This window comes from Streptomyces sp. DSM 41931 (assembly GCF_050271085.1).
Classification (GTDB): domain Bacteria; phylum Actinomycetota; class Actinomycetes; order Streptomycetales; family Streptomycetaceae; genus Streptomyces; species Streptomyces albogriseolus.
In genome coordinates this window covers 4718965-4741705 of record NZ_CP189902.1, presented here as the reverse complement: position 1 = coordinate 4741705, position 22741 = coordinate 4718965, and the positions used below count along the sequence as shown (strand labels likewise).

General features: G+C 71.6%; 22 protein-coding genes and 2 tRNA genes. 7 read left to right on the top strand and 17 right to left on the bottom strand.

Features of this window, described 5'->3' with window-relative positions; translation table 11 throughout:
- Window positions 1-139: 139 nt before the first annotated feature.
- A complete protein-coding gene (locus ACP7TJ_RS22100) occupies window positions 140-541 on the top strand; it encodes a CBS domain-containing protein (protein WP_093766958.1) in 402 nt (133 codons plus the stop codon).
- Between the two features lie 73 nt (window positions 542-614).
- On the opposite strand, the gene ACP7TJ_RS22095 is transcribed toward ACP7TJ_RS22100, so the two are convergent.
- Window positions 615-2066: a catalase gene (locus tag ACP7TJ_RS22095; protein ID WP_218061066.1), complete on the bottom strand. Its 1452-nt coding sequence runs from the start codon at window positions 2064-2066 to the stop codon at window positions 615-617.
- A gap of 143 nt (window positions 2067-2209) precedes the next feature.
- Here ACP7TJ_RS22095 and ACP7TJ_RS22090 point away from each other — a divergent pair, with 143 nt between their 5' ends.
- A complete protein-coding gene (locus ACP7TJ_RS22090; protein WP_093766956.1) occupies window positions 2210-2626 on the top strand; it encodes a Fur family transcriptional regulator in 417 nt (138 codons plus the stop codon).
- Window positions 2627-2772: 146 nt separating this feature from the next.
- On the opposite strand, the gene ACP7TJ_RS22085 is transcribed toward ACP7TJ_RS22090, so the two are convergent.
- The 4 genes from ACP7TJ_RS22085 to ACP7TJ_RS22070 all read right to left on the bottom strand — a co-directional run bounded on the left by ACP7TJ_RS22085 (window position 2773) and on the right by ACP7TJ_RS22070 (window position 8129).
- Window positions 2773-2846, bottom strand: a tRNA-Met gene (locus ACP7TJ_RS22085).
- A gap of 157 nt (window positions 2847-3003) precedes the next feature.
- Window positions 3004-4821, bottom strand: coding sequence for a tetratricopeptide repeat protein (locus tag ACP7TJ_RS22080; RefSeq protein WP_176710810.1), 1818 nt, complete (start codon window positions 4819-4821; stop codon window positions 3004-3006).
- A 220-nt stretch (window positions 4822-5041) separates the two neighbouring features.
- A tRNA-Met gene (locus tag ACP7TJ_RS22075) sits at window positions 5042-5115 on the bottom strand.
- Window positions 5116-5171: 56 nt separating this feature from the next.
- On the bottom strand, window positions 5172-8129 hold the full coding sequence (locus ACP7TJ_RS22070; RefSeq protein WP_093766954.1) for a UPF0182 family protein: 2958 nt from the start codon (window positions 8127-8129) through the stop codon (window positions 5172-5174).
- Between the two features lie 143 nt (window positions 8130-8272).
- Here ACP7TJ_RS22070 and ACP7TJ_RS22065 point away from each other — a divergent pair, with 143 nt between their 5' ends.
- Complete coding sequence (locus ACP7TJ_RS22065) at window positions 8273-8815, top strand: PPA1309 family protein (protein WP_093767046.1); 543 nt, start codon at window positions 8273-8275, stop codon at window positions 8813-8815.
- Window positions 8816-8830: 15 nt separating this feature from the next.
- Here the strand turns inward: ACP7TJ_RS22065 and ACP7TJ_RS22060 are convergent, their stop codons facing one another.
- From ACP7TJ_RS22060 to ACP7TJ_RS22045, 4 genes are all read right to left on the bottom strand, one after another.
- Window positions 8831-9925: a YlbL family protein gene (locus tag ACP7TJ_RS22060; protein WP_093766953.1), complete on the bottom strand. Its 1095-nt coding sequence runs from the start codon at window positions 9923-9925 to the stop codon at window positions 8831-8833.
- A gap of 98 nt (window positions 9926-10023) precedes the next feature.
- Window positions 10024-10188 carry a hypothetical protein gene (locus ACP7TJ_RS22055; RefSeq protein ID WP_006134719.1) on the bottom strand — a complete coding sequence of 55 codons (165 nt, stop codon included), beginning with the start codon at window positions 10186-10188 and terminating at the stop codon, window positions 10024-10026.
- A 115-nt stretch (window positions 10189-10303) separates the two neighbouring features.
- Window positions 10304-10762: a molybdenum cofactor biosynthesis protein MoaE gene (locus tag ACP7TJ_RS22050; RefSeq protein WP_387791038.1), complete on the bottom strand. Its 459-nt coding sequence runs from the start codon at window positions 10760-10762 to the stop codon at window positions 10304-10306.
- A gap of 149 nt (window positions 10763-10911) precedes the next feature.
- Window positions 10912-12024 carry an SDR family oxidoreductase gene (locus tag ACP7TJ_RS22045; protein ID WP_167744587.1) on the bottom strand — a complete coding sequence of 371 codons (1113 nt, stop codon included), beginning with the start codon at window positions 12022-12024 and terminating at the stop codon, window positions 10912-10914.
- 192 nt (window positions 12025-12216) lie between these two features.
- Here ACP7TJ_RS22045 and ACP7TJ_RS22040 point away from each other — a divergent pair, with 192 nt between their 5' ends.
- Entirely contained in the window at window positions 12217-13701 is a 1485-nt protein-coding gene (locus ACP7TJ_RS22040) for a zinc-dependent metalloprotease (RefSeq protein WP_266548838.1), read from the top strand.
- Entirely contained in the window at window positions 13698-14225 is a 528-nt protein-coding gene (locus ACP7TJ_RS22035; protein WP_093766949.1) for an NUDIX hydrolase, read from the top strand. Before ACP7TJ_RS22040 ends, ACP7TJ_RS22035 begins: the two co-directional genes overlap by 4 nt.
- 57 nt (window positions 14226-14282) lie before the next feature.
- Here the strand turns inward: ACP7TJ_RS22035 and ACP7TJ_RS22030 are convergent, their stop codons facing one another.
- The 4 genes from ACP7TJ_RS22030 to ACP7TJ_RS22015 all read right to left on the bottom strand — a co-directional run bounded on the left by ACP7TJ_RS22030 (window position 14283) and on the right by ACP7TJ_RS22015 (window position 18245).
- Entirely contained in the window at window positions 14283-15038 is a 756-nt protein-coding gene (locus ACP7TJ_RS22030; RefSeq protein WP_093766948.1) for an AIM24 family protein, read from the bottom strand.
- 17 nt (window positions 15039-15055) lie between these two features.
- Complete coding sequence (locus ACP7TJ_RS22025) at window positions 15056-15736, bottom strand: AIM24 family protein (RefSeq protein WP_093766947.1); 681 nt, start codon at window positions 15734-15736, stop codon at window positions 15056-15058.
- 11 nt (window positions 15737-15747) lie between these two features.
- Window positions 15748-17487, bottom strand: a complete 1740-nt coding sequence (locus ACP7TJ_RS22020; RefSeq protein ID WP_390922025.1) for a TerD family protein — start codon at window positions 17485-17487, stop codon at window positions 15748-15750.
- A gap of 161 nt (window positions 17488-17648) precedes the next feature.
- The gene (locus ACP7TJ_RS22015) at window positions 17649-18245 is read right to left on the bottom strand and encodes a M48 metallopeptidase family protein (RefSeq protein ID WP_093766945.1); all 597 of its coding nucleotides are present in this window, start codon (window positions 18243-18245) and stop codon (window positions 17649-17651) included.
- 260 nt (window positions 18246-18505) lie between these two features.
- On the opposite strand from ACP7TJ_RS22015, the gene ACP7TJ_RS22010 reads away from it, so the two are divergent.
- Both ACP7TJ_RS22010 and ACP7TJ_RS22005 read left to right on the top strand, forming a co-directional pair.
- Window positions 18506-19753 (top strand): TOMM precursor leader peptide-binding protein, encoded by a 1248-nt coding sequence (locus ACP7TJ_RS22010; RefSeq protein ID WP_427764809.1) that lies wholly within the window; start codon window positions 18506-18508, stop codon window positions 19751-19753.
- The gene (locus ACP7TJ_RS22005) at window positions 19746-21113 is read left to right on the top strand and encodes an ABC1 kinase family protein (RefSeq protein WP_367547449.1); all 1368 of its coding nucleotides are present in this window, start codon (window positions 19746-19748) and stop codon (window positions 21111-21113) included. The genes ACP7TJ_RS22010 and ACP7TJ_RS22005 overlap by 8 nt, the downstream gene beginning before the upstream one ends.
- Before the next feature lie 48 nt (window positions 21114-21161).
- On the opposite strand, the gene ACP7TJ_RS22000 is transcribed toward ACP7TJ_RS22005, so the two are convergent.
- From ACP7TJ_RS22000 to ACP7TJ_RS21985, 4 genes are all read right to left on the bottom strand, one after another.
- The gene (locus ACP7TJ_RS22000; protein WP_093766942.1) at window positions 21162-21368 is read right to left on the bottom strand and encodes a hypothetical protein; all 207 of its coding nucleotides are present in this window, start codon (window positions 21366-21368) and stop codon (window positions 21162-21164) included.
- Between the two features lie 134 nt (window positions 21369-21502).
- On the bottom strand, window positions 21503-21826 hold the full coding sequence (locus tag ACP7TJ_RS21995) for a hypothetical protein (protein WP_093766941.1): 324 nt from the start codon (window positions 21824-21826) through the stop codon (window positions 21503-21505).
- Window positions 21823-22188, bottom strand: a complete 366-nt coding sequence (locus ACP7TJ_RS21990) for a WhiB family transcriptional regulator (protein WP_093766940.1) — start codon at window positions 22186-22188, stop codon at window positions 21823-21825. Before ACP7TJ_RS21990 ends, ACP7TJ_RS21995 begins: the two co-directional genes overlap by 4 nt.
- A 170-nt stretch (window positions 22189-22358) precedes the next feature.
- A complete protein-coding gene (locus ACP7TJ_RS21985; protein ID WP_167744579.1) occupies window positions 22359-22676 on the bottom strand; it encodes a hypothetical protein in 318 nt (105 codons plus the stop codon).
- Window positions 22677-22741: the final 65 nt, after the last annotated feature.

Sequence of the window (22741 nt, the reverse complement as noted above, 5' to 3'; positions counted from 1 at the left end):
CGGCCGCGTGCGCCCTCTTGTTGACCCCCGCTTTGCCTGCCACTCTGAGAGTTCCCCCACTTGTGAACTTGTGAAAACGCGAACGAGCGGGCCGCCAGGCCCGTGATCTCGCGTTTTCCGGTAGGAGGTGGCTCCATCCATGCTCGTCCGTGACGCCATGAGCACCCTGGTCCTCACCATCGGCCCCGCCCACACGCTCCGCCAGGCCGCCGCCCTGATGTCCGCGCGCCGGGTGGGCGCGGCCGTGGTCCTCGACCCCGACGGCACCGGGATCGGCATCCTCACCGAACGGGACGTCCTCAACTCCGTGGGTCTGGGCCAGGACCCGGACGCGGAGCGCGCCCACGCCCACACCACCACCGACGTCGTCTTCGCCACCCCCTCCTGGACCGTCGAGGAGGCGGCGGCCGCCATGGCCCACGGGGGCTTCCGGCATCTGATCGTCCTCGACCGGGACGAGCCCGCGGGCATCGTCTCGGTGCGCGACATCATCCGCTGCTGGGCGCCGGCCCGGGAGCGGGCCCCGCAGGTGCCCGCCTGACCGCACGAGAACGGGCCGGACCCCCCGTTGAGGGGATCCGGCCCGTCGATCGGCAAGCGGTCCAGCGCTGGAATCAGCCGCGCAGGGCCTGCACCGCGGCCTCCAGCCGCTTGCCGAAGTCCTCGTCGGCCTGACGGAAGTTGTTGATCGCGCGCTCGGCGATGTCGTCGCGCGTCACGCCCGAGATGGCGTTCGCCAGGTTCTTCACCAGGCGCTCCTTCTCGTCCTCCGACATCAGCCGGTAGAGGTTGCCCGCCTGGACGAAGTCGTTGTCCTCGGCGTGCACGGGCGTGACCGACTCCCCGGTGACCCCGGTGACCGGGACGCCCTGCCACAGCGGGCGGTCCGTCTGGAAGGGGCCGCCGAAGCTGTTCGGCTCATAGTTCTTCGCGCCCTTGTGGCGGCCGTCGTACAGGTAGCCGTCACGGGAGTGGGTGCGCGCCTCGGTGGCGTGCGGGCGGTTCACCGGCAGGTGGTCGGCGTTGATGCCGACGCGGTAGCGGTGGGCGTCGCCGTACGCGAAGAGACGGCCCTGGAGCATCTTGTCCGGGGAGGGGCCGATGCCCGGCACGAAGTGGGCGGGGCTGAAGATCGACTGCTCGACCTCGGCGAAGATGTTCTCCGGGTTGCGGTTGAGCTCCAGCTTGCCGAACTCGACCAGCGGGTAGTCCGCGTGCGGCCAGACCTTGGTCAGGTCGAACGGGTTGAAGCGGTAGGTGGCCGCGTCGGCCGCCGGCATGATCTGGACGTAGACGGTCCAGGACGGGTACTCGCCGCGCTCGATGGCCTCGCGCAGATCGCGCTGGTGCGAGTCGGGGTCCTTGCCCGCGAGGATCTCGGCCTCCTCGGCGGTCAGGTTCTTGATGCCCTGGTCCGTCTTGAAGTGGTACTTGACCCAGAAGACCTCGCCGGCCTCGTTGTTCCACTGGTAGGTGTGGGAGCCGAAGCCGTCCATGTGACGGTAGGACGCCGGGATGCCGCGGTCGCCGAACAGCCAGGTCACCTGGTGGGTCGACTCGGGCGACAGACCCCAGAAGTCGAAGACGTTGTCCGCCTCCTGCGAGCCGGTGTACGGGTCGCGCTTCTGGGTGTGGATGAAGTCGGGGAACTTGATGGCGTCCCGGATGAAGAACACCGGGGTGTTGTTGCCGACGAGGTCGTAGTTGCCCTCCTCGGTGTAGAACTTCACCGCGAAACCGCGCGGGTCGCGCACGGCGTCGGCGGCGCCCAGGTTGCCCGCGACCGTGGAGAAGCGCAGGAAGACCTCGGTCTCCTTGCCCACCTCGGACAGGAACGCGGCCCGGGTGTACCGGGTGACGTCGGCGGTCACCTTGAAGGTGCCGTACGCACCGGCGCCGCGGGCGTGCACCACGCGCTCCGGGATGCGCTCACGGTTGAAGTGCGCCAGCTTCTCGAGCAGGAGCTGGTCCTGGACGAGGACCGGGCCGCCGACGCCCGCGGTCTCGCTGTTCTGGTTGTCGGCGACCGGAGCTCCGGCCTCCGTCGTAAGCGGTCCCTGCGTCACGTGCGCCTCCTGCGTCATTACTGCAACCTGTGCCTTGGCTAAAGCCGAGCTCGATCCTACAATGGACATTGTCTAAGTCAAGTAGAGCTCCAAAGTCACACCCGTTCGGGGTTCGACTCCCCCCTGCTGTTAGGCTGGTGCCTATGAGTGACCTTCTGGAACGACTTCGCGGACGCGGTTGGCGGATGACCGCGCAGCGCCGTGTGGTGGCCGAGGTCCTCGACGGCGAACACGTCCACCTGACGGCCGACGAGGTGCACGCCAGAGCTGTCGCCAAGCTGCCCGAGATCTCCCGGGCGACCGTCTACAACACCCTGGGCGAGCTCGTCTCGCTCGGTGAGGTGCTGGAGGTCGCGACGGACAAGCGGGCCAAGCGCTACGACCCGAACGCACACCGTCCGCACCACCACCTGGTGTGCGCGCAGTGCGGGGCGATCCGCGACGTCCACCCGACGGGCAACCCGCTGGGCGACCTGCCCGACACGGAGCGGTTCGGTTTCACGGTGTCCGACGTCGAGGTGACGTACCGCGGCCTGTGCCCCAACTGCGCGTCGGCCTGACCGTCACCTAGGGCTCTCACGAAGCCCCGGCCACTTCCGAGTGCCCGGGGCTCTTCGTCATGCCGGGACGCCGATCGCGTGCCGTCCGGAGACGGAAAAACGACCGAGGGCCGGAAACCTTTCGGATTCCGGCCCTCGGCCATCAGTAGCGGGGACAGGATTTGAACCTGCGACCTCTGGGTTATGAGCCCAGCGAGCTACCGAGCTGCTCCACCCCGCGGCGATGTCTTAAAGCTACGTCAAGGTGCCTGACAGAAGCAAATCGATTCCCGCAGGGCGCGGGGTTCGCCGCGAAGAGGGCCGGGGACAGTCCCCTTCAGGGGCGCGGGGAACTGCGCGAAGGGGGTCCGGGGGCGAAGCCCCCGAAGTGCCCGCGGCTAGGCGGACAGCTCCTCCCGCAGAGCGTCCCGCAGCCGCGCCGCCCTCTCGGTGACCGCCGGAGGCCCCAGCTCCGCCGCCCGGTCCGCCCACCGCTGCCCCTCCGCGAGCTCGCCGCGCCGGGCGTACACCAGAGCCAGCCGCAGCGCCGCACGCCCGTGCCCCGCGTCCGCCGCCCGGGTCCACCACACCACCGCCTCCGGCTCGCTCCCCTCCCGCGCCAGCAGCAGCCCCAGGTTGAACGCCCCGTTGCGCGACCCGGCCTCCGCGGCCTCCCGGTACCACCGGGCCGCCTCGACGACATCGCCCCGCGCCGCGGCCAGCATGCCGACCCGGACCTGGGCGCGCCGGTGCCCCTGGGAGGCCGCACGCTCGTACCACTCCTCGCACTCGCTGCGCCGGTGCACCGGCTCCCCCAGCTCGTGGGCGGGCTCCGGCGGCCGGCGGGCGTCCAGCACGGTCGCCAGCCGGTACGCGGCCTCCGCGCTGCCGCCGCCCGCCGCGCACCGCAGGAACCGCTCGGCCTCGCCCTCCTCGCCGTCCCGCAGCCGCGCCATGCCGACCTGGAGCGCCGCCTCGGTGTGCCCGGCGGCCGCCGCCCGCTCGTACCAGCCCAGCGCGGCCCGGTCCTCGCCCCGGCCGGCGTGCAGGATGCCGAGGTTGAACGCGGCGTCGACGCTGCCCGCCTCCGCGGCCTTGGAGAACCACGGCTCCGCGCCGGTCTCGTCGCCCGCCCGCAGCAGCAGGATCGCCAGCGCGTTCGCCGCCTCGCGGTGTCCGGCGTAGGCGGCGCGGCGGTACCACTGCTCGGCCTGGGTGGTGCGCCCCTGGTCGGCGCAGAGCAGACCGAGGTTGTACGCGCCGTTGATGTCGCCCGCGTCCATCGCGGCCCGGTACCACCGCTCGGCGGTCTGCGTCTCGCCCCGCTCGGCGTGCAGGGCGCCCAGCGCGTTGGCGGCGTTGCCGTCGCCGTCCTGGGCGGCGCGCAGCCACCACACGGCGGCGTTCTCGGTGTCCCCGGCGTCGCGCAGCAGGAAGCCCAGCGCGCACGCGGCGCGCGGCTCGCCGTCCTTGGCGGAGGTCAGGTACCAGCGCCCGGCCTCCTTCAGCTCGCCGCGCTTCTCCAGGATCGTGCCCAGGTGCAGGGCGGCCCGGCGGTGCCCGCGCGCGGCGGCCTGCCGGTACCACTGCTCGGCCTCCTCGACCAGCGCCGCGCCCTCGTCGCCGGACGCCCGCGCGGCTTTGCGGTCCAGGGCACGGGCGAGCCGGTAGGCGCCCTCGCGGTGCCCGCGCTCGGCGGCGGCCCGCATCCAGCGCTCGGCGCCCTCCGCGTCCCCCCGGTGTTCCAGGAGGTCGGCGAGGGCGTACGCGCCGAGGGTGTGGCCCTGCTCGGCGGACTGGCGCAGCCAGTACTCGGCGGCGGGCTCGTCGCCGCGCTCGCGGTGGTGGCGGCCGAGCGCGTGGGCCGCGGCGGTGGAACCGGCGACGGCGGCGATCCGCCACCACCCGGCGGCCTCGTCGGGGTAGCCCCGCTGGTGCAGCAGGACGCCCAGGTTGTTGGCGGCGGCGCGGTCGCCCGCTGCGGTGGCGGCACGCAGATGGGGTTCGGCACCGTCGAGGTCACCACGGCGCAGCAGCATGGCGCCGAGGACGCTCATCGCCTCGACGTCGCCGGCCTCGGCGGCGAGCCGCCGACGCAGCTCCTCCGCCGCCTCGTCGGCCGCCTCCCCCGTGTCATGGGGATGCTCCTCCCGAGGGGAGGACTGCACAAAACGCCCTGACTCGTACAGAGTTGCCTTGTCCCCCATAACATCCATCGTCGCACCACCTGCAACCTGGGTACACCTGGTATACCGCAGTCAGTGAGGTCACTACAGCGTTTTGTCGACATGCCCACAGAGAGACAAGTCAAACACAGATCGCCCAACTCCCGTCGCCGGCAGGGCCGTCGAGAGACCGGGTACATGCGTTCGCCCACCACAAAGGCCCGGATTCCTGTGGGAATCCGGGCCTTTGGTGTCGCTGTCGCGACGTCAGTAGCGGGGACAGGATTTGAACCTGCGACCTCTGGGTTATGAGCCCAGCGAGCTACCGAGCTGCTCCACCCCGCGCCGTTGTGCTGCAACCGTAGCACGGCGCGGGGTGGGGCTGTGACCAGGCCTTCAGATCAGCTGTTCGAGCCTGGACTCGAGCTCGGGGCCGCGCTCGGGCTGCTGCGTGCGCCGCCGGCCCCGCCGGACTGCGCCTCCTCGGCCTTGCGCAGCGCCTCCTCGAGGTCCTTCTGCGCCCGGCCGTAGGCCTCCCAGTCGTTGTTCTTCAGGGCTTCCTGGCCGGCCTCGAAGGCCTTCTGCGCGTCGTTCAGCGCCTCCTGGACCGTCGGCGGCTGCTCCGTGCTCGGCGGGGGCGTGGTGCCCCCGTCCTCGTCGCCGCCTTCGTCGGCCGGCGGTTCGACCGGGGTGCCCTCGCCGCCGAAGACCTTGTCGAGCGCCTGCTCCAACGTGTCCTCGAACGCCGTCTGGCCGCCGTAGGTCACCAGGACCTTGCGCAGCAGCGGGTACTTCAGTCCACCACCGCGTACGTAGACCGGCTCCACGTAGAGCAGTCCGCCGTCCAGCGGGACGGTCAGCAGATTGCCGTACTCGACCTCGGAGTCGCCGCCTCTCAGCAGCCTGATCGTCTCGGCGATGTCCTGCTGGGAGTTGAACTGGCTCTGCACCTGCTTGGGTCCGGAGACCGTGGTGCTGGTCGGCAGTTTCAGAATTCTGATCTTGCCGTAGTCCTGCGTGCCCGGATCGGCGTTGACCGCCATGAACGCGCTCAGGTTGTCACGGCCGTTCGGCGTGAACGTCGTGGTGAGCGAGAAGACCCGCTCGGTCTGGTCCGGCATCTTCATGCTCAGGTAGTACGGCGGGACCGCGTCGCCCGTCTTGTTCGTCGGGTCGTCCGGCACCTGCCAGACCTCGCTGCCGGAGAGGAACGTGTTGGCGTCCTTCACGTGGTAGCGGGTGAGCAGTTCGCGCTGGACCTTGAACAGGTCCTGCGGGTACCGCAGATGGGCCATCAGGTCCGGGGAGATCTCGCTCCGCGGCTCCACGGTGTCCGGGAACGCCTTCATCCACGTCTTCAGGACGGGGTCCTGGGTGTCCCACTGGTAGAGCTTGACCTCGCCGCTGTACGCGTCGACGGTCGCCTTCACCGAGTTGCGGATGTAGTTGACCTGGTTCTGCTGGGCCACCACCGCGCGCTGGTCGTTGGTGGCGGTCAGCGAGTCGGCCGTGGTGTCGCCGAGCGTCGTCCGGGACGCGTACGGGTAGCCGTTGGTGGTCGTGTAGGCGTCGACGATCCACTGGATCCGGCCGCCCACGACCGCCGGGTAGGCGTCGCCGTCGATGGTCAGCCAGGGCGCGATCGCCTCGACGCGCTCCTTGGGCGTGCGGTTGTACAGGATCCGCGAACCCTCGCCGATGGCACCGGAGTAGAGGATCTGCGGCTCGCCGAACGCGACGGCGTACGCGGCGCGGTTCACCGGGTTGTCGAGGTTGACGCCGCTGTCGCCCTGGTAGCTGTACGTCTTCTCGCCGCTGTCGTCGGAGTAGTCGATCTCCTTCTGGGGACCGCCGACGATCGAGTACGTGGTCGTCCGCTCGCCGTAGTAGACGCGCTGCTCGTACGTGCCGAGGTCGCCCTTGGAGGGCAGGTCGGACTCGGTGAACGCCGGGCGTCCGCCGGAGTCGGCGGTGGTGCCCTCGGCGGCGACCACGCCGTAGCCGTGGGTGTAGCGGAAGTGGTCGTTGATCCAGTTCCGCTTCGGGATGCCCGCGTAGTTCAGCTCGCGCAGGCCGATGACGGTGTCCTGCTCCTTGCCGTCCTTGGCGTACCGGTCGACGTCCAGGTTGGTCGGGAACGCGTAGTAGTTCCTGATCTGCTGGAGCTGCTGGAACGTCGGCGAGACGATGTTCGGGTCCATGATGCGGATGCTGGCCGCGCCCGCGACGTCGTCCCGCAGCTTCGCCTGGTCCTTGGTCTCGGCTACGCCCGGGTAATCGGTGACCTGGGAGTCGTCGATGCCGTAGGCCTCACGTGTGGCCTTGAGGTTCTTCTCGACGTACGGCGCTTCCTTGGCCTGCTCGTTGGGCTGGACCTGGAACTTCTGCACGATCGCCGGGTACAGGCCGCCGATGAGGATCGCCGACAGCACCATCAGGCCGAAGCCGATGACCGGCAGCTGCCACGTGCGCCGCCACAGGGTGGCGAAGAACAGCAGCGCGCAGATCACGGCGATGCAGAACAGGATCGTCTTCGCGGGCAGGTAGGCGTTCGCGTCGACGTAGCGCAGACCGGTCCAGCTGTCGGTGGCCTTGAAGTCGCTGGACTTCACGGCCAGTCCGTACCGGTCGAGCCAGTACGCAACCGCCTTGAGCGCGACGAAGATGCCGAGCAGCACCGAGAGGTGCCCGGTGGCGGCGGCCGTGGCGCGCGCGCCCGGGCTGGTGATGCGCAGCCCGCCGTACAGGTAGTGGGTGAGCGCGGCGGCGATCAGCCCCAGGATGGCGGCGGCGAAGCCGAAGCCCAGCAGGAACCGGTACCAGGGCAGGTCGAAGGCGTAGAAGGAGACGTCGAGGTTGAACTGCGGGTCCTTCTGGCCGAAGGACACGCCGTTGACCCACATCAGCCATGTGCGCCACTGGCCGGAGGCCGAGGCGCCCGCGATCAGGCCCACCAGCGCGGTGATGCCGAGCAGCAGCCACTTCTTGTAGGGCGCGATCCCCATCCGGTACCGGTCGAGGTTCTGCTGCTCCATCGACATGGCGCTCAGCGGGGGCCGCAGGCGGTGCGCCAGCCAGATGTTGAAGCCGACCGAGACGGCCATCAGCAGACCGAAGACGAAGAACAGCCCGATCTTGGTCCACAGGGTCGTCGTGAACACCGACGAGTAGTTGACGGACCGGTACCACAGCCAGTCGGTCCAGAACCCCGCGAACATGGTGAACACCATGCCGAGGACGGCAAGGACGCCCAGTGTCATGAGCAGGGTCCGGACCCGCCGGGACGGCCGGCCCACTCTGATCCGTGGCCCCGTCGGGCCTCCGCCGCGGTCCGGCATCTGGAAAGCCAAGGTAGGCACCTCGAAGTTCGCTGTTGATTCGTCGAGCCCGCGTCTTCACGGACCGTCGTGGTCCCCCGTGACAGCGGGCCCACACCCTATGCAACTTACTGACCCTTTACTCGGTTCCCGATTCCGGCCAGGAACGAGAGAGGATTGTGACCATGTCCAACACACCCATGGCCGCGAACCCCCTCACCCGGGCCGTGCTCGAGATCGACGAGTACGTGTCCGGACTGGGCTGGGACCAGCCCGCCCGACTGTTCGCCCTCGTAGACACTGCCCGGCTCCGGGCGGAACAGCCCTCCCTCGCGGACCGCCTCGGCCTCGACGGCGGGGACGAGGCCGCCGCCCTCACGCCGATCGAGCAGGACGAGATTCCCGCCGGCAAACCCCTCGACGAGTTCCTCGGCACCATCGCCTGGCCCGACGCGGTCACCGGCTGCGCGCTCACCGTGGAGCGGCTGATGCTGCCGCCGTCCGCGGAGGCGGAGGTCCCGAAGGACCTGGACGAGGCCGCCCTCACCAAGTGGGTGGCCGAGCACCCGGAGCGTCAAGAGGTCCGAATGACCGTCGCGGTGCTGCGCGACGGCGCCCGTGAGTCGGCGCTCCGGCTGCGGGAGAAGGACTCCCCGACCGAGGTGCTCACCGGCTCGGACCTGGTGCCGGGTCTGGCCCAGGCGCTGACGGCGACGTTCGAGGACTAGGACCTTCCGCTCAGGTCAGGACGCGGTGCACGTCGGCAGGTCGGCGGTGTCGCCCGCGCGGATGTCCTTCAGGGCGTCCAGGGCGTCGTCGATCGTGCCGACCTTCACCAGGGTGAGGCCGTCGGGGGTGTCCTTGGCGGCGGCGGCGCAGTTGTCGGCGGGCGTGAGGAAGTATTCGGCGCCCTTGTCGCGCGCGCCGACCGTCTTCATCTCGATGCCGCCGATCGGCCCGACCTCGCCCTCGTCGTCGATGGTGCCGGTGCCCGCGACGAACGAGCCGCCGGTCAGACTGCCCGGGGTGAGCTTGTCGTAGATCCCGAGCGCGAACATGAGTCCGGCGCTCGGACCGCCCACGTCGGCGAGCTTGATGTCGATGGCGAACGGGAAGGTGTGGTCGGTCCCCGCCGAGATGCCGACGACGGCGCGCTTCTCGCCGGCGTCGTCGGAGGCCCGGGTGGTGATGGTGACCTTCTCGGTCCTCACCGGCGTCCGTTTCTCCTTCTCGGCGGCGGCCTGCTCCTTGGCGGGCACGATGGTGAAGACGACGTCCTCGCCCGGCCGGTGCTCGGTCACCAGGTCGGCGACGTCGGAGGGCTCCTTCACCGCCTTGCCGTCGACGGCCTTGATCACGTCGCCCGCGTGCAGCTTGCCCTCGGCGGGCGCGTCCTTGACGACCGTGGAGACGATCACCCAGGACTTCACCGGGACGTCCAGCTCCTTCAGGGCCGCCACCTTGGCGCTCTCCTGGGACTGGCTGAACTCCTCGGCGTTCTCCTGGGTGGACTCCTCCTCCGTCTTGCCGTCCGGGTAGAGGGTGTCGTGCGGGACGACCTTGGTGTCGTGCGCGAGCCAGCCGTACACGGCCTCGACCAGGTTCATCCGGTAGTCGGCGCTGGTGACCCGCACGGTGGTCATGTTGAGGTGACCGTCCGTCGGGTAGGTCTTGCGTCCGGCGATCTGGAGCACCGGCTCGCCGTCGTGCTCGCCCAGGGTGTTCACCGTCGGCCCCGGCGACATCTCCGCGTAGGGCACGGGGATGAAGACTCCCGCGCACAGGAGCGCGATCAGCATCAGGGTGGAGGCGAGCATCGTCGCCGTACGGCGTGGCATGCCTCGACAGTACGGGACGGACCTGTCAGCGCACCGTCAGGGCCGCCCGGTCGAGCGGCCCCCACCCCGCTGCCCGTCCTGGCCTGCGGTTTCCGGGCTCAGCTGCCCGCCCGCTCCCGCTCCATCGCCTCACGGAAACGGGCATAGCCGATGAGTTCGGGACCGTCGCCGCGCACCTTGCGGGTCCGGTTGGCCCAACTGCCCCAGAGACCCGCTCCGATCGCGGCCACCAACGGAATCAGCAACCAGGCAAGCGCCGCCATGCCGACCTCCCAACCCCATGAGCGTCCGCACCACTGACTGATCAGCAGATTAACCATCCGCAGTGACAACGCTCACCTCGGGGGTACGGTTCCGCAACCGCACGGGACGGGCGCGTCAGACGCCGACCCATTCCTCGGTGCCGTCGGCGAAGCGCTGGTGCTTCCAGATGGGCACGTCGTGCTTGATGTCGTCGATGAGCCGGCGGCAGGCCTCGAACGCCTCGCCCCGGTGCGCGCACGACACGGCGACGACGACGGCGAGGTCCCCGACCCGCAGGTCCCCCACCCGGTGTGCCGCGGCCAGCGCCCGCACGGGGAAGTCCGCGGTGACCTTCTCCGCGATCCGCCGCATCTCGTCCTCGGCGCTCGGATGGCAGGAGTAGCCCAGCTCGTCCACGTCGGCGCCGCCGTCGTGGTTGCGCACGGTCCCCACGAAGAGCGCCGTCCCGCCGGCCGCGTCGTCGCCGACCGCGCCCAGGATCTCGTCCACCGACAGCGCGGTGTCGCGGATCGCGATCAGCTTGATCGGGTCCTGCGCGGGCTGCTCACCGGGGTGGTCCGTCGTGGGTGCCATGCCCCCATCGTGCCCCACCCCGCCGACGGTGCGGAACAGCCGCATCGTCCGGTGCGCGCGCATGGTGCTTCGGAGGGACCTCCAAGGAGGCCGGCACGGAGGCTCCTCCGAGGGGTGCTCGAGGCTCCTCCGACGGGGCGGTCCGCGTGTCAGATACGGCGGCGCGCCTTCCGGGCCCGGCGCACCACCGCCGCCGCGCCGAGCAGCGCGACCGTCGCGCCCGCCGCGCCCGCGGCCGTCGCGTCCTTGCGGCCCAGCCGGCGGCCCGCGACCGTGTGCCGGCCGGACACCTCGTCGAGCAGCTGTGCGAGCACCTCCTCGTTGGTGTACGCGGGACGCCACCCGGCGTCGTGCAGCCTGCTGCCGCTGACCACCCAGGGGTACATCGTGTACGCCAGGTCCCCGGCCGGGGACGGGGTGAGCCCGATCCGGTGCAGCCGGGCCGCCGCGCCGAGCGCCACCGCGGACGGCAGCTCCATCCGCCGGATGCCGCTGAGCTCCTCGACCTCCTCCTGCTCCAGCCAGCCGTCGCAGCCCACGGCCAGCTCGCCGTCGACCTTCTCCAGCACGGCGTACTCCAGGGCGCTGCACAGGTCGTCGACGTGGCAGAACTGCCAGGCGGGCCGGGAACCCGCCACCACCAGCAGCCGCGGCGACTCGAAGTACCTGGTCAGCGCGGTGTCGGTGCCGCCGACCAGCACGGCGGGGCGCACCACGGTGACGTTGAGCCCTGGGTGCGCGCGGGGCGCCCGGCGGGCCAGCCGCTCGATCTCCAGGAGGTCGCCGACGCCCGTGGCCTCGGCGGTGGCGCGCAGCTCCGCGTCCTCGGACAGCGGCAGCTCGTTGTCGGGCAGCGCCCCGTACACCATGGTCGAGGTGCACAGCACCACCCGGTGCACGCCGGCCGCCGCGGCCGCGGTCAGCACGGTCTGCGTGCCGCGCACGTTGTAGGCCGTCCGGGCGGCCGCGTCGGTCTCGAGGTCCAGGTCGAGGGCCAGGTGGACGACCACGTCGGCCCCGCGCAGCCGGTCCGCGATCGCGGGGTCGCGGACGTCCAGGATGTGCCACTCGGCCTCGGCGCACTCGCCGCGCCGCTCGTCGATGGCGACGACCTGCTTGACCTCCTCCGAGGCGGCGAGCCGCTCGGTCAGCAGGGCGCCGACGCCGGAGGCGGCACCGGTGACCGCCACGACGGGCCCGCGGGGCGGAGGACTGGTTGACTTGTTTCGCGCTGCGCGAACCTGCGGATCTGGGGAACTCACCGGGCGTCTCCAGCGGTTGTCTTCAGTACGAGCGCAAGCGACGCGTACGTACCAGGTGGCATCCATCCTGCCGCAGGCCTCCTGTCGGCGAAGCACCGAGGCCCGAACCGTCTCAGGTGTCTACGCTGGGTGGTGTTGTCGGGCAGCCGTGCCGCCGGAAAGAACCGGTGGCCCTACAAGCCGAGGAAACCCGTGAGTGACACCCCATTCGGATTCGGCCTTCCGCCGGAGGAGCCGGACGACGGCGACGAAGGCAAGAAGAAGGACCCGCAGGGCGGCGGTGGTCAGGGCCCGGCCAACCCGTTCGGCTTCGGCACGCCCGGGGCGGGCGGCTTTGGCGGCTCCGGCGCGGACAATCCGTTCGCCGCGATGTTCGGGTCGATGAACCCGGGCGATCTGGGCGCCGCGTTCCAGCAGCTCGGCCAGATGCTCTCCTACGAGGGCGGGCCGGTGAACTGGGACATGGCCAAGCAGATCGCGCGCCAGACGGTCGCCCAGGGAACCGCGCAGGGCTCCAAGGACGCCAGTGTCGGCCCCGCCGAGCGCAGGGCCGTGGAGGACGCCGTCCGGCTGGCCGACCTGTGGCTGGACGACGCCACCTCCCTGCCGTCCGGTGCGAACTCCGCGCTGGCCTGGAGCCGCGCGGAGTGGGTCGAGGCGACGCTGCCCGCGTGGCGGGAGCTGGTCGACCCGGTCGCCGAGCGCGTCGGGAACGCGATGGGCGACGTCCTGCCGGAGGAGATGCAGGCCATGGCCGGCCCGCTGATCGGCATGATGCGCTCCATGGGCGGCGCCATGTTCGGGACGCAGATCGGCCAGGCCGTCGGCGTGCTCGCCGGCGAGGTCGTCGGCTCGTCCGACATCGGCCTGCCGCTGGGCCCGGCCGGCAAGGCCGCGCTGCTGCCGCTGAACGTCGAGAACTTCGGCAAGGACCTGGGCGTCCCGCAGGAGGAGGTGCGGCTGTACCTGGCCCTGCGCGAGGCCGCCCACCAGCGCCTCTTCGCGCACGTCCCCTGGCTGCGGTCGCATCTGTTCGGCGCGGTCGACGGCTACGCCCGCGGCATCAAGGTCGACACCGGCAAGCTGGAGGACGTGGTCGGCCAGTTCGACCCGCAGAACCCGGAGCAGCTGCAGGAGGCGCTTCAGCAGGGCATGTTCCAGCCGGAGGACACGCCCGAGCAGAAGGCGGCCCTGGCCCGTCTGGAGACGGCGCTGGCGCTCGTCGAGGGCTGGGTGGACGCGGTCGTGCACGCGGCGGCCAAGCCGCGGCTGTCGTCGGCGGACGCCCTGCGGGAGACGCTGCGCCGCCGCCGCGCCTCGGGCGGTCCGGCCGAGCAGACGTTCGCCACGCTGATCGGTCTGGAGCTGCGTCCGCGCCGGCTGCGCGACGCCTCGCGCCTGTGGGCCTCGCTCACCGACGCGCGCGGGGTGGACGGCCGGGACGCGCTGTGGGCGCACCCGGACATGCTGCCGACGGCCACCGACCTGGACGACCCGGACGGCTTCGTGCACCGGGAGCAGATCGACTTCTCCGAGCTGGACAAGATGCTCGGCGAGGCCGCCGACAAGCCCGACCTGCGCAAGAAGGACGGCGGGGACGCCAAGGACACCAAGGACGCGGACGCCGCCGACGAGGACGGCAAGGGCGACGAGAGCAAGGGCGACGGCGGCGAGTGAGCCTGCACGACGACGCGGTGCTGGTCCTCAAGGCGTACGAGGACCAGCCCGAGCTGAGGGACGCGTATCTGGGGCATCTGGCCGCGCATCCGGACGGTCTGTGGAAGGCGTGCGGGGCCGGTCATCTCACGGCGAGCGCGCTGGTGGTGGACCCCGAGCGGGGCCGGGTGCTGCTGACCCTGCACCGGAAGCTGCGGATGTGGCTCCAGATGGGCGGCCACTGCGAGCCGGGCGACGCCACGCTGGCCGCGGCCGCGCTGCGGGAGGCGACCGAGGAGTCCGGCGTCGCGGGTCTGACGCTGCTCCCGGGCGGTCCCGTGCGGCTGGACCGGCACCCCATCCCGCCGCCCTGCCACTGCCACTTCGACGTGCAGTACGCGGCCCTGGCCACGCCGGACGCCGTGCACACGGTCAGCGACGAGTCCCTGGACGTGCGCTGGTTCCCGTACGCCGAGGTGCCGGAGGTGGCGGACGACTCGGTCGTACAGCTGCTCGACGCCACGCGCGCGAGGCTCGAAGCCTAGACATGAAGAGGGGCCGCGCCTTCCGGAAGGCGCGGCCCCTCTTCATGTCCGGAACGGTCAGCTCCAGACGTTGCCCTGGTTCTGGCCGCGGGCGCCCTGCTGGCCCATGCCGTACTGCGCGGCGAGGCCGGAGCCGATCTGGGCGTTCTGCGGCGGCAGCAGTTCACTCGGCTGGACCAACGCGAAGCCGTTGCCCATGAAGCTGAGCTCCCAGCCCTCGCCGGTGTTGCCGCGGCGCCGCCACACCCCGGAGGAGTGCGTCTGGGCCTGCATCTGCACCCGCAGCGAGGTGGACCAGGCGACGATCGCGTCGGCGTCGCAGTTGACGTACTTGTCCGGCGTCACCTGGAGCAGCAGCGGCATGCCCGAGGTCATCAGCGCGACCTTGCCCTGACCGGTGATGTTGAGCTGGTACTTCCCCGAGCCGGAGATGCCGTAGAGGCTGTCGACGGCGATGACCTCGTGGTGCAGCGAGGAGTCCATCGCGAGGACGTAGCTGCTGTCGACCGTCAGACCGTCCTGCTCCACGTCCATGATGTGGATGCGCTGGGCGAGGTTGGCGAGGTAGACGGTGCCCTGCCCGTGGCAGCGCATCAGGTCCAGGCCCTCACCGGTGTGCGCCCGTGCGCGTGCCGCGCTGTTGCTCTGGTACTCGGCGTCGAACTCGACGAGCCCCTGGTAGGCGACCATGGCGCCCTTGCGGGCGAGGACGTCGTCGTGGCCCGCAAGGGCGACCCGGAGCATCTGCTGGTTCTGCAGGCTCCAGCGCTCCTGGGTCTGCTGCTCGTTGTGCGCGAAAAGCGGACTCTGCATGGTGTGCTCGCTCCCCCTCAGCCCCGGACCCGGAGACGGTCGGTGCTGTCCTCACTGGGCTGGACGACGACGATGCCCTGACCGGAGAAGGCCATCTGGTAGGCCTCGCCGCTGCCGCGGCCGATCAGCGACTGGGCGCGGAAGCTGCGCTTGCCCTTCACCTTGAGGTTCGGGGACCAGGCGACCAGCGCGTCCGGGTCGACGTACGTCTCGTCCTCGCCGCCTCCGCAGTCGACGACGATGGGCTTGCCGCGCGAGGTCAGCGCGACCCAGCCCTGCCCGGAGATCTTGGTGTTCCACAGGCCCTGCCCGGCGAACTTCGCCAGGCCCTTGACCCGCTCCACGCCCCAGGTGAGGTGCGCGTCGAAGGCGAGCAGGTTGGTGGCGTTGACCGAGATGCCCTCGCCGTTGAGGTTGATCACGACGACGTTGGCGCCGTAGTCGGCCAGGTAGAGCAGGCCGTCGCCGGAACACTTCATCAGGGGCGCGCCCTCACCGGTGAGCCAGTCCTTGGCGATCTGGCGGACGGCGGGCGGGTTGGGCTCGTACTGGACGAAGCCCTCGTAGGCGACCATCGAGCCGACGCGCGCAAGGAGGTCGTGCCCGGTCTGCATGGCGACCTTCAGCATGTGGTTGCCGTGGTTCTCCATGCGGGCGGTGACGGGGGCGGGGGCGTAGCCCGCGAGTGGCTGGTTCATGACGGGCTCCCTCAGATCTCGTACGGCTGGACGACGATGAAGTTGCCGGGCGCTCCCCGGAACTGCAGGTTCACGCTCTCCCCCGTGGCGCCGGGGTAGGAGTTGCGGCGCATCCGCACCTGGCTGGAGACGACCACCTGGGCGGCGGCCGACCACGCGACGACGGCGTTGGCGTCGGCGAACGTGGTGGGCGTGACCGGCAGCACCACGGGGGTGCCGTGCGTCTTCACGACGACCGTGCCGGTGCCCTGGAACTGCATCGTGAACAGCGCGCCGCCGGGGATGCCGTGCCCCTCGATGCGGCGGACCTCGTACTGGAGGCCCTCGTCGAAGGCGAGGACGTTCTCCGCGGAGACGCACACGGCGTCGCCCTGGAGCTCGATCGGGTGCAGCATCGTGGAGTTCTCGGCGAAGAACACCTGCCCCTGGCCGGTGCAGCGCATCAGCTGCATCTCCTGGCCGGTGGCGTTGCCGACGATACGGCCGGTGAAGCCCGCGCCCTTGTAGCTGAAGTCGACCTTGCCCTGGTAGAGCACCATGCTGCCCTGGCGGGCCAGCACGGGCGTGCCGCCGATGCTCAGGTCGGCGCGGACCAGCTTCTTGTTCTGCTGGGTCCAGCGCTGTCCGGTGGGCGTCTCCTTGAACTGCTGGAGCGCGCCGAGGACGCCGGCCGCCTGCGGGGCGCCCTGCGGCATCCCGTGGGGCACGCCGTAGGGGGCCTGCTGGTGGGGCATCTGACCCGGCGGCATCTGTCCGGGCGGGGGCTGCTGTCCGTAGCCGGGCGGGGGCGCGGGCGCCTGCGGGGCGGCGGGCGGCAGGCCGTAACCGGGCGGAGGCGCGGGAGCCTGGGGCGCGGCCGGGGGCTGGCCGTAACCCGGCGGGGCAGGAGCCTGCGGAGGGGCGGGCGGCTGTCCGTAGCCCGGGGGCGGCGGGGGCGTCTGGCCGCCGTAGGGGGCGGGCGCCGGTGCCGGGGGCGGCACCGGCGAGCCGCCGGGCGGCGTCTGCATGGGCGCCACGATGGTCGGCGCGGAGTGCACCGGCGGCGTGGCGGGCGCGGGGGCCGGCGGGGGCGCGAACCCCTGGGCGGGCTGCGGCGCGGGAGCGGGGGCCGGTGCGGGAGCGCCGCCCTGGGGGACGCCGAACGCGGGCGGGGCGAAACCGGGCGCGGCCTGCTGGGCCTGCGGCTGCGAGGGCTGCTGCGGCTCGGGCGCCGCGGGCTCGTCCTCGGCCACCTCGCCGCCGAAGTTGCGCAGCAGCGCCTCCAGCCCGCCGTCGAAGCCCTGCCCGACGGCGGCGAACCGCCACACGTCCTTGAAGTAGAAGTCGCCGAGCATCACGGCCCGCTCGGTGGTGAACTCCGAGCCGCTGAACGGGTACCGCGCCACTTCCTCGCCGCCGGCGACGATGCGGAGGTACCCGGGACCGATCTGCGACATCTGCCCGGCGCCGTCGATGGTCGCCGTGAAGGAGAGCTTCTTGATCTGCTGCGGGATCCGGTCCAGCGTCACGCGGAAGGACTCCGTGTCGCCCGCCTGGGCGCCCAGCAGCTGAATCGACTCCTCGGGGGACTTCGGCTGGTTGTAGAAGATGAAGTACCGGTCGTCGGAGAGCCGTTCGTCGGCGTCGAGTCCGAAGCAGCTGATGTCGAAGCTGAGCCCCGGACCGGAGATCTGTACCCCTACGTACAGGTCCGTGCCCGCGGTGAGGTCACTGACCCTGGCCTTGTGGCCGCGTTGGAATTCCCTGGCCATACGTACGACCGTCCCCCATCCCGTATGCGAGTGCGTCGCGCCAGGCTAACGGCAATCCCCGACACCGGAGTAAGTCGGTACAGACCCGGTACACAACGCGCAGGAGCCCTCGCTCCGCGTTCACCTCACGCGGCGGTCCAGGGCGCCGGCGCGGCGTGGCGTCACTCGTCCCGGGCGCCGGGGACGTGCGGCAGACGGTCGGCCGCGACCACGCCTTCGAGGTAGCCGCGGGCCCGTTCGGTCCGCGGGTACGCCTCGAGGAGCCGCCAGAACCGGGGCCCGTGACCGGGCACCAGAAGGTGGGCCAGTTCGTGGCAGAGCACGTAGTCGACGACGTACTCCGGCATGCCCTGGAGCCGGTGGGACAGCCGGATGCTCCCGTCGGACGGGGTGCACGACCCCCAGCGGGTGTTCTGGTTGGTCACCCAGCGCACCGAGTGGGGGCGGGCCCGCCCGTCGAAGTACTGCTCCGACAGCCGCCGCGCGCGCTCGGCCAACTCGGTGTCCCCAAGGGTCCGCCTGCTCTCCTGCGCGGCGAGCTTGTCCAGCATGACGCGCACCCAGCGCTGCTCCTCAGCCTCGGACATCCGGGCGGGGATGAGCACGACGGTGCGATCGCCCTCGCGGTACGCGGAGACCGTCCGGCGTCGGCGGGCACTCCTGCGGACCTCGATCGCGCTCGCCCGTGAGCCGTCCGTCGGCTGGCTCTTCGCGCTGCGCTGAGACGTTCCGGCGCGGTGCAGTGGGTCGGCGGGCACGCCCCGACCGTACCCGCTGGGCCGGGGGAAGTCCCGGCTCCGGGACGCTTCTCCGACGATCCCGTCACCGGGCGCCGGATTTGTGCGATGAATTCGGGCACCTGTGGACAATTCTCGGCCGCCCGTCGCGGACCCGGGCATGCTGGCAGCGCCGGCCGGGGCCCTCGGCGGACCGGGCCGGTGAGAGATGTCACGCCCGATCACAGGGACGCGTCGGGCGCGTATCAGTAGGCGCATATCAGGACAGACGGGGGTCAGTCATGCATCCGATGCTCAAGCCCGCCCTCAGGCGCGGCTGGCGGGACCGCAACACCGTGCAGTTCGGGATGACGCCGGCCCAGGCGTTGACCCTGGGTCCGGTGGACACGGCCACGGGCAGCCTGCTGGAGCTGCTCGACGGCACGCGGGGAATGGAGCTGCTGCGCGAGGAGGGCCGGCGCATGGAGCTGCCCGACGGTCACGTCGACCGGCTGGTGCGACGGCTGTCACGGGCGGGGCTGCTGGACGACTCCCGGGGCGGCGGGCCGGCCGCCGACGCCCTGCGCGGGAGACCCGAGGTGCTGGACCGGCTCCGCCCGGACTGGGCCTCGCTCGGTCTGACCACCGACGGGCCGGGCGACCCGCTGCGGGTGCTGGCGGCGCGGCGGAGCATGCGGGTGCAGGTCAGGGGCGTGGGCCGGGTGGGGGCTGTGGTGGCGGCGCTGCTGTCGGCGGCGGGCGTCGGCGAGGTCGAGGTGCGGGACGTGGGCCGGGTGGAGCCGTGGGACGTGGCGCCGGGCGGGCTGCCCGCCGAGGCGGTCGGCGAGCGCAGGGAGGAGGCGGCCCGCCGCGTCGTACGCCGGTGCGCGCCGGACCGCCCTCCGCGCGGCACGGCCCGCTCACCCCTGTCCGAGGACGTCACCGGCCACTCCCTGGTGGTGCTCGCCCCGCGGGACGACGTCGCCGTGCACGCGCCGGACCCGGTGTCCGCCGAACCCCTCCTGGCATCAGGCACCCCCCACCTCCATGCCGGCGTGGTGGAGGGCACCGGTGTGGTCGGTCCACTGGTCCTTCCCGGCGAGACGGCGTGCGCCGGCTGCCTCCAGGAGGACCGGATCGACCGGGACCCGGCGTGGCCGCGGCTCGTGGCCCAGTGGCGCTCGGGCCGGCAGCGCAGGGTGGGCGCCTGCGACCTCGCACTGGCCGCGACCGTCGCGGGGCTCGCCGCCGCCCATGCGCTGGCCTTCCTCGACGGACGGGTCCCGTCCGCCGCGGGCGCCCGCTGGGAGGTCTCCCTGCCGCAGCTGCACTGGCAGCCGCGGCCCGTCGTGCCGCATCGCCGCTGTCCGTGCGGGGCCGCGGACGCCGGCCCGGACGCGGGTGAGGGAGGCCCGGAGAAAGGTAAGGGAGAACACACCTCCGCCGACGGGGGGTCGCACGAGACAATGGCCGGGCACGGGCCGTCGAAGGAGTCGCGCCGTCAGGCGGACGCGGAGCGGCCGGCAGGGACCTGGAGGGCGCATGTCTGATCTTCCCCGCAAGGCGGTCACCCGCACCGCCAAGCTGGCCGCGCTCCCGCTCGGCTTCGCCGGGCGGGCCACCTGGGGACTCGGCAAGCGGATCGTGGGCGAGTCCGCGGAGCTGGTCGGCCGGGAGCTCCAGCAGCGCACCGCCGACCAGCTGTTCAAGGTGCTGGGCGAGCTCAAGGGCGGCGCCATGAAGTTCGGCCAGGCCCTGTCGGTCTTCGAGTCGGCCCTGCCCGAGGAGGTCGCCGGCCCCTACCGTGCCGCCCTGACCAAGCTCCAGGAGGCCGCCCCGCCGATGCCGACCCGCACGGTGCACGCGGTGCTGGAGGAGCGGCTGGGCAAGAACTGGCAGGAGCTGTTCCGGACGTTCGACGACAAGCCGGCCGCGGCGGCCTCCATCGGCCAGGTGCACCGGGCGGTGTGGCACGACGGCCGTGAGGTCGCGGTCAAGGTGCAGTACCCCGGCGCCGGTGAGGCCCTGCTGTCCGACCTCAACCAGCTCAGCCGTTTCGCGCGGCTGCTGGGCCCGCTGATCCCCGGCATGGACGTCAAGCCGCTCATCACGGAGCTCAAGGACCGGGTCTCCGAGGAGCTGGACTACGGCCTGGAGGCGCAGGCGCAGCGGGCGCACGCGGAGGAGTTCGCCGGCGACCCGGACGTGGTCGTGCCGGACGTGGTGCACCAGTGCGATCAGGTGCTGGTCACCGAGTGGATCGACGGCACGCCGCTGTCGGAGGTCATCGCGGACGGCACCGAGGAGCAGCGCGACCGGGCCGGACAGCTCCTGGCCCGTTTCCTGTTCTCCGGTCCCGCCCGCACCGGTCTGCTGCACGCCGACCCGCACCCGGGCAACTTCCGTCTGCTGCCCGGAGGCCCCGGCGGCGAGGACGACTGGCGCCTGGGCGTCCTGGACTTCGGCACGGTCGACCGGCTCCCGGGCGGGCTGCCCTCCCCCATCGGCGAGGCGCTGCGGATGACGCTGGACGGCGAGGCGGAGGCCGTCTACGAGATGCTGCGCGCGGAAGGCTTCGTCAAGGAGTCCGTCGAGCTGGACCCCGACGCGGTCCTCGACTATCTGCTGCCGATCATCGAGCCGGCGCGGGTCGAGGCGTTCACCTTCACCCGTGGCTGGATGCGCAGTCAGGCGGCCCGGATAGCGGACGTCCGGTCCCCCGCCTACCAGTTGGCCAAGCAGCTCAATCTTCCGCCGGCCTATCTGCTGATCCACCGGGTCACGCTGAGCACGATCGGTGTGTTGTGCCAGCTCGGGGCGACGGTGCGGCTGCGGGAGGAACTGGAGGACTGGCTGCCGGAGTTCGTCCCCGGGGAGCCGGGCGAGGAGGAGGAAGCGGCGCAGGCCTGACCGCACGCGGGCGGCCGGGCGGCGTGGGGTCCAGCGCGGCTGCGAGGTTCACCACCACTGCGAGTCGAGGCGGCCCTCGATCGCCCGCAGGTTCTCGCGGGAGCAGCGCTCGCAGTAGTGCAGGCGGACGCCGTTCTCCACGGAGAGGGTCCAGGTCGGCGGCGGACCGTCGGCGCGGACACCGCAGCGGGCGCAGACCGGCGGCTCGGGCTCCGTGGCGGAGCCCTCGTCGCCGCCTTCATGAGGACTGGTCACGCGGCGACGATAACTCCGCGCGGAGGGTGCCGAGCTGTCAACGCACCGCGGGGGCCGGTCCGTTCACACGGACCGGCCCCCGCGGGGAGATCGGGGCCTCCGGCTGGGGAGGCCGTCGCTTCAGGCGGCGTGCCCTACTGCATGACCGCCATGGCGAGCGCCCGGCGGGCGCGCCGCGAGGCGCGCTCGGCCCGGCGCTGCATCCGGCGCGCGGTCAGCAGGCCGTTGGCCTGCCTCTCCCGCCGCGCCTCCTGCAGTCGGTCGTGCATATGCGCACGAGCCAGGGCTTCTGGAATGAGTTGCATCTCTCGGGTCCTGTTCTGGCGCGAGTCGTTCGCACCGCTGGTGAGGAAGTCTTCGGTCGCGGAGCCTGCGGGCTCGTGGGTGGACGGCGTCATCGGGGCCTGCTTCTGGGGGTCGTGCGTGAGGGGGCGGTCGATCGTTCCGGGGGTGTTCATGCCGAGACCGGGTTCTTGCGCGGGCGGCCACGCGGCCGCTTCCGGGCGACGACCACACCCTGGACGAACAGCTCGCCACCCCAGACGCCCCAGGGCTCACGCCGCTCCTTGGCGCCGGCGAGGCAGGCCTCGACCAGCGGGCAGGTACGGCAGAGGGACTTGGCGTACTCGACGTCCGCGGGCGACTCGGCGAAGAAGACCTCCGGGTCGTAGGAGCGGCACGGGACGGGTACGCCCAGGTTCTCGATGGCGTCGTCGAGCGCGGTGAGCGCGGTGAGCGGAGTCAAGGTCGGGTCCTCCGTGGAGCCGGGCTTGGGGATGTCGGAAGGCGGTACGGACGGGGCGTGCGCTTCGAGTTGCACGGCTGGTCTTCCTCGTCTGGTCGTTTCCGGCCGGTCGGCCGGGTGTGCGGCTGGTACCGGGTTCTTTTCCTGTCCCGAGGCGCCTTGTCCTGTCTCCCCGTTCGGGCAAACAGAAGGGCCGCGGATCCCGGATGGGGTTCCGCGGCCCTGAAGGCGCCGGCCTGATCACATCAGGCTGGATCGCTCCAGGGTTCTGGCCCACGGAAGGCCCACATCAGGTGGTGCTGCGTCGTCTGCTTCCGGAATCCGGCACCGGCCGCCGCAAAGGCATAGGCCTGCGCCTGTGCCACTACTGCTGCTTCCAGTGCCTTGGTCGGTCGCTCATCGCGCTCACGGACGGCAAGGCCCGCGGGAGCGAGGGAGGACGCCGGACGGACGGCACGAATGCCGGACACACCGGTGCCCTGGTTCGAGGCGCCGAGCATGCACAGGGAGACGGCCGAGCGATCGGTCAGTTTGACGCTGGTGCTGGTGTTGATGCTGATCACTGGACTCGCCTCCTCTCGGCGTCTAGGGGACCGGGCGAACCGGTCCGCGGATATGCAAGTACAAC

What these genes read in the sequence shown, in the direction of transcription:
- ACP7TJ_RS22080 (WP_176710810.1), bottom strand. Translation starts at nt 4,821, where the DNA reads ATGGATGTTATGGGGGACAAGGCAACTCTGTACGAGTCAGGGCGTTTT.
- ACP7TJ_RS22090 (WP_093766956.1), top strand. Translation starts at nt 2,210, where the DNA reads ATGAGTGACCTTCTGGAACGACTTCGCGGACGCGGTTGGCGGATGACC.
- ACP7TJ_RS22030 (WP_093766948.1), bottom strand. Translation starts at nt 15,038, where the DNA reads ATGCAGAGTCCGCTTTTCGCGCACAACGAGCAGCAGACCCAGGAGCGC.
- ACP7TJ_RS22055 (WP_006134719.1), bottom strand. Translation starts at nt 10,188, where the DNA reads ATGGCGGCGCTTGCCTGGTTGCTGATTCCGTTGGTGGCCGCGATCGGA.
- ACP7TJ_RS22010 (WP_427764809.1), top strand. Translation starts at nt 18,506, where the DNA reads ATGCATCCGATGCTCAAGCCCGCCCTCAGGCGCGGCTGGCGGGACCGC.
- ACP7TJ_RS21995 (WP_093766941.1), bottom strand. Translation starts at nt 21,826, where the DNA reads ATGAACACCCCCGGAACGATCGACCGCCCCCTCACGCACGACCCCCAG.
- ACP7TJ_RS22025 (WP_093766947.1), bottom strand. Translation starts at nt 15,736, where the DNA reads ATGAACCAGCCACTCGCGGGCTACGCCCCCGCCCCCGTCACCGCCCGC.
- ACP7TJ_RS22065 (WP_093767046.1), top strand. Translation starts at nt 8,273, where the DNA reads ATGTCCAACACACCCATGGCCGCGAACCCCCTCACCCGGGCCGTGCTC.
- ACP7TJ_RS22050 (WP_387791038.1), bottom strand. Translation starts at nt 10,762, where the DNA reads ATGGCACCCACGACGGACCACCCCGGTGAGCAGCCCGCGCAGGACCCG.
- ACP7TJ_RS22100 (WP_093766958.1), top strand. Translation starts at nt 140, where the DNA reads ATGCTCGTCCGTGACGCCATGAGCACCCTGGTCCTCACCATCGGCCCC.
- ACP7TJ_RS22020 (WP_390922025.1), bottom strand. Translation starts at nt 17,487, where the DNA reads ATGGCCAGGGAATTCCAACGCGGCCACAAGGCCAGGGTCAGTGACCTC.
- ACP7TJ_RS22060 (WP_093766953.1), bottom strand. Translation starts at nt 9,925, where the DNA reads ATGCCACGCCGTACGGCGACGATGCTCGCCTCCACCCTGATGCTGATC.
- ACP7TJ_RS22005 (WP_367547449.1), top strand. Translation starts at nt 19,746, where the DNA reads ATGTCTGATCTTCCCCGCAAGGCGGTCACCCGCACCGCCAAGCTGGCC.